At 67.1% G+C, this 5,094-nt stretch carries 4 protein-coding genes and 1 pseudogene; 3 read left to right on the top strand and 2 right to left on the bottom strand.

Going from position 1 to position 5,094, the window contains the following annotated elements; all coding sequences use genetic code 11:
- The 3 genes and pseudogenes from D7V77_RS39970 to D7V77_RS39960 all read left to right on the top strand — a co-directional run.
- Nucleotides 1-540 (top strand): annotated as a pseudogene (locus D7V77_RS39970) (hypothetical protein); the annotation flags it as partial.
- Nucleotides 530-2,104, top strand: coding sequence for a Tox-REase-5 domain-containing protein (locus D7V77_RS39965; protein WP_120581441.1), 1,575 nt, complete (start codon nt 530-532; stop codon nt 2,102-2,104). The pseudogene D7V77_RS39970 and the gene D7V77_RS39965, both read left to right, overlap by 11 nt.
- A gap of 12 nt (nt 2,105-2,116) precedes the next feature.
- Entirely contained in the window at nt 2,117-2,875 is a 759-nt protein-coding gene (locus D7V77_RS39960; protein ID WP_233597518.1) for an immunity 52 family protein, read from the top strand.
- Nucleotides 2,876-2,889: 14 nt separating this feature from the next.
- Here D7V77_RS39960 and D7V77_RS39955 read toward each other — a convergent pair whose 3' ends face one another.
- Nucleotides 2,890-3,357: a DUF2381 family protein gene (locus D7V77_RS39955; protein ID WP_158624580.1), complete on the bottom strand. Its 468-nt coding sequence runs from the start codon at nt 3,355-3,357 to the stop codon at nt 2,890-2,892.
- 8 nt (nt 3,358-3,365) lie between these two features.
- Nucleotides 3,366-5,094, bottom strand: a 1,729-nt coding sequence (locus D7V77_RS39950) for a serine/threonine-protein kinase (protein ID WP_158624579.1), incomplete at its 5' end; no start/stop codon positions are given.

Below are 5,094 nucleotides of genomic sequence, written 5' to 3'. Positions count from 1 at the left end.
GTGGTGGGGGCTGGCGCGGACGCGGGGACACCCACGCTGGACCTCTCGTTGCGGCTGGAGGTGCGCAGGCAGCACGGAGGCTTCCGACAGGGCTTCTTCGGGCCGGACTACGAACTGGCCCGCTTTCGAACGGCGAGCCCGGACGGAGCCCCGCTGGCGACGGCTTCCTTCCCGGATGGCTACTCCCTCCAGGGCGAGGTGCGGGCGGGCTGGGATGCCGTGAGCTACGGCGGGCTGCAACGGCACCTGCGATTGTCGCTGAGCGCGGAGGCCTTCTCCTGGGGCCGTTTGGACGTGGACGGCAGGGTGGCGATGCAACTGCTGGGACGCGACCTGGAAGTGGCGCTGAAGGGCTTGGGGATGGGCCTGGGTCAGCCCGGAGCACGCTACCTGGGAGCCGCGGAAGCACGTTGGCGGATCCTCTCGGGGAAGCTCTACGTGATGGGCACTGGAGGCACGCTGTTGTTCCCGGACGGGGACGGAGCGCTCCGGCCTGGAGCCGTCGCTTCAGTGGGCCTGGGGGTGGACAATGCGCGCTGAAGCGCTGTGGATGTGCCTGGCCGTTCTCGTCACCGGTTGCACGCCGCTGCGGCCCGTGTCCGGCAGGAGCCTGAGCTACACGCCGCGCACGGTCGCGGTTGAAGCATCCCCTGAAGCATCCTCGCACGCAGCCATCGTCGAGCCCGCGGAGGAGATGCCTCGGCTGCACCGTCGCAAGGCCATCCGCCAAGAGGGAACGGGCGCGAGTCCAGGCCGTGTGGCCGTGGCCGCGAGTCCGGCACTCCAGGAGGATGTCTGGGAGAAGTTGCTGACGGACGCGGGGCTGGAAGCGGGCGACGAACGGCCGCTGCCGGGAGGATCGCTCACCTCCATGCAGGCGGCGCGGCTCCTGACCCTGCTGCTGCGCAAGCCCGTGACGCTGGGAACCTTTCCCGCCCGCATGGCCGTGGGCCATGTGCTGCGCGAGGTGCTGGCGGAAGGCGCGGTGTCGCGCGACGACCTGTCGCGCAGGGTCGAGCGCTACAGCCGGGTCGCGGTGTTGCGGCCAGACGGCTACCTGGCCTGGGTGTGGAATGGCCGCACGCAGCAGAAGGCCGGAGCCGTGGAGTGGAAGGGCGGTGCGTTCCGGGCAGGCCCCTTCGAACTGGGCCGCTTCTACGTGAGCAACGGCTTCGTCTTCCAGCTCGCGGACGAACAGATGGTGCCGGTGAACGGCCCGGTGTTCGTCGAGGTGTATGACGACGCCGACGTCATTGGCAGGACCCTGGACGGAGCGGAAGCCGCGGTCGTGAAGCTGGCGCTCTCGCTGGGGAAGTTCTTCACGTACCCGCTGGACAGCGTCACCGCGCTGAAGGACCTGCCCGCGGGAGTGGCCGCGCTCATCGAGTCATCGCCCGAATACTTCGAACGCTTTCGGTTCATGTCCCGAGGCGACCAGATGCGGACCGTGGCCGAGCTGGCCACGAACCTCCTCCTGACCACAGGCTCCGCGACATCCGCGACGCGAACAGTGACAGGAGCCCTGACGGGTGCCGAAGCAACGGTGCCGGTCCTGTCGCTGTCCGCGCAAGGAGCGCTCACCATCGAGCGTGTCGCGGTACCCGTAGGCCGCGCGGCCTCCGTCCTGGGAGGAGGGCCGGGTGCGGCCATCATTCTCCAGCGGGCATCCACGGCGACACAGGGAGGTGCACCGTCCAAGGGGCCCGGCCAATGGGGACCCGTGAAGGAGTCCATGAAGCCGCGTGCCCGGCGCTATCAGGAGCAGATCACGGGGCACACAGCGGATGAGGCGTACTGGGTGGGAGGTACCAGCACGCAAGCGGGAGGAGTGAAGTTCGACGGTTTCAAGGACGGCGTGCTACTGGAAGCCAAGGGGCCCGGCTACGCGAAGTTTTTCGACGGGCTGGAGCCCAAGGCGTGGTTTCGCGAGTCGGGTGCCAAGGACATTGTGGCCCAGGCAAAGCGGCAGGGCGGAAGAGTTGAGGGCATGGGTATCCTCATTGAGTGGCATGTGGCAGAAGCCGAGGCGGCTGAAGCCATCGCTCTGTTGCTGGAAGCTGAAGGCATCAGAGGCATCAAGGTCATTCACACTCAGGCGCATTAAGGATGGAACCGCGTGACCGCCAATGCTGAGACCGCGACCCGGCCTGAGATGTTCTATGCCGGCGCTTATTGGGGACCGCGCGAGGAATCTCCCGAGGAGTGCGCACGGCGCACGGCGCTCTTACTCAACCTGCTCGCACCGAACGATCCGCTCTTGGCCAGTTGGTACAAACCTGCCCGAACACTCAGGGATGCACGCAAGCATTCCCTGATGCCGCCTGATGTGCCGACCCTCACCGAGTTGTTCCGGCGTGGCGTGAATCGTGAGAAGGGTGGTCCGGTCTTCGAGGAGCTCGGTTTCAGTTTCTGGTTTGGAAATGGCGATTCAGGTGCCGATAGCGTGAGTCTGCGGATCAACTGCGGCAGCTATGGCAAGGTCAACCCCAATTGCTGTGTGATGCCCTTGCCTTGGAGAGGGGCCTCTGTGGAGCGGGTGCTGACTGTTCCCATGTTGAGCGCCGTGCTGCGCAGTATGGCGCTTGCTTTCGACCCTGACTGGGCTGTCGCTGGATCTCATGAATACCGCAAGCAGATGAACGCGGACTCGACAGCAGGTGCGTTCGTCGGTTGGGTCACGTACCAGTCGCGACGCCGGGGGACGGTGCCTCCGCTTCCCGCGCCAGTCCGCATCGAGCCTGTTGAGGACAAGGGCGCGCTCATCATCCTCTCGCCAGAGCGCATCTCCGCGAGAAACCCCGAGCATGTCGAGCAGGGCCACCGTATCGGAGCGCTGCTGGCCAGGGCGGGCCTCATGCAGCCCGTCATGCCCTGACCCGCGTGGATTGATCAGATGGAAGGAAACCGCACCTTTGGCAGGACGAGCAGCCGTGTACCTTCCGCGTCCTGGAGTTCCAGAGTGTAGACGCCGCGAGCCTCACGGGGCTGCGCTTCGGCTTCCACGATGATCCGAGCGGTTCCGTCTTCGGAGCCGAGAGCCACTTCAATCACTTCCACGATCTTCAAGGTCTGATGATTCGGACCGATGAGGCTCGCCCTGGCGGCCCTACTGGATAGCGGCATCCCACCAGAGAACTCCAACTGCACAGCGACCCGGCGTGCGGAGCGGAAACTCCTGACGCGGAACTCCGTGCCTGAGGGACCCGTGACAGGTTCCTCCATTTCCAACGCCTGGACTCCTCCTTGTCCCAGGACCTTCTCTGAGAGGAGCACCGCCAACCCCACGTCGGGGCAGGCCGGCTTGTCGGACACGCCTCCATCCGCGGTTGCCAGAAGCGGGAGCAGGAACAGGAGCACGCACCCTCCTATTCGTCGTACCGCCACACGCCCTTCACGGACATCAGGTTGGGAACAATGGCGGTGTTCTCATCTCCCCCTTCACTGCGAGGGACGCCCCGTGTGCGATCATTGAGGAACCAGAGTTCGACACATACCGGAAATGTTTCACCCGTCTTTTCCTGACGCAGTTGGGTGAAACGACCGTAGACCCGTTTGGAACCCACATAGAGCGTGCCCGTCAGCAGGGAGCCGTGGCGAACGTGCCCCTCGATGCCATGCGTGTACACGGCAGCACGGCCCTCGCGGACGGTGACGAGCCTGGAGCGCACAGTCGGGTCGAACTTGGCGGCCCACTGCATGCCTTCGATATCGAGCTTCTGCATGGCCGCCTGCGCATCCAATGGACAGTCCTCGGCGGGAGGCGTGGGCCGGTCCACCAGGGGCGCGCTGGCGCAGGCCATGCCCGCCATACAGGACGCAATCGTCGCGGCCTTGATCACGCGAGCGGGTTTCGGAGACGGCGGGGCAGGGGGCTTGGTTGTCACGGGAGCACGTTCCTCGGGAGGCGCCACCACTGCGGCGGCGACGGGAACACTGTGCGGGCGGTCCGGCGTGATCGCTAATTTATGACCAACAGGGGCGGAAACACTCTCTGGGACCCCTGGGGTTGTATGTCGAGTCCAGCCCCGAAGCAGGACCTCCCAGGTCCCGGGTCCCGCCAGCAGCAATCCCAGGCACACCACCACGCCCACCCACCCCCAGGCCGGGAACCGGCGCGGGGCCACCGGCTCGGGAACAGGCCGGGGCCTTGGCGCGGGCTTCAGGTACGGCTGCGCGGGCCACGCCGGACGGCGGATCTGATTCGGCGTGCCCGGAATCTCGTCGAAGAGGTGCGCCTCGAACGCCGCCGCTCCACCCGAGAGCAGCCCTCGCATCAGCTCCGAGTGCGCCACCTCCCCCGTGCGAGGCCTCTGTTCCGGCTCCTTCTCCAACAGCCGCAGGATGGCCCTCGACAGGGGCTCCGGCACCTGGGGGTTGATGTCCCGCGGAGACGGCGGCAGCCGCTCCGTGATGGCCACCGCCAGCAGCTCCGGCTCCTGCCCCGGCGGGAACGGGTAGTGCCCCGTGACAGCCCGGTACAGGCACACACCCAGGGCATACAGGTCATCCGCCTCCCGGTACGGATAGCGCAGCTCCGGCTGCCTCCAGTGGCGCTGCTGGAACCGGATGGCCTCCGGACTGCGCAGGTGCAGCGTTCCCGGGGGCAGGGTGGTGGTCGTGAGCGTCGCGGCCCCCGTCTGGTCACCCGCCCCGAAGTCGATGAGCACCGGCACCTGCTCCCTCGCGCGGATCAGGATGTGCTCCGGCTTCAGGTCGCGGTGCAGCACGCCTCGCGCATGCAGCACCCCCAGCGTCATCGCCACCGAGCCGCCCACCATGGCCACCTGCCGGAACGTGGGGTTGACCGTCTCCACCCAGAGGTGGAGCGCCATCCCCTCCACGCAGTCCATGACGAAGTACGGCAGCCCCTCCACCGGATCCGGCCACCGCCCCGTGGCATGCACCCGCACCACGTTCGGATGCCACGCCCGGTCCAACAACAGCGCCATCTCCCGCAGCGCCCGGGCCGGGTCCGGATGCAGCGACAGCTTGAGCGCGAAGCTCCGCCCCGGCGCGTCCAGCGGCTCCACCCGGTAGACCGCGCCGTACCCGCCCACTCCCAGCGTCCCCTGCACGCGCCAGCGCCCCACCACC

Origin of the sequence: Corallococcus sp. CA041A (genome assembly GCF_003612075.1) — a bacterium.
GTDB lineage: Bacteria > Myxococcota > Myxococcia > Myxococcales > Myxococcaceae > Corallococcus > Corallococcus exiguus.
Note: the sequence above shows the minus strand (reverse complement) of the source record. Positions and strands in the feature narration are given on the sequence as shown.

What these genes read in the sequence shown, in the direction of transcription:
- D7V77_RS39965 (WP_120581441.1), top strand. Translation starts at nt 530, where the DNA reads ATGCGCGCTGAAGCGCTGTGGATGTGCCTGGCCGTTCTCGTCACCGGT.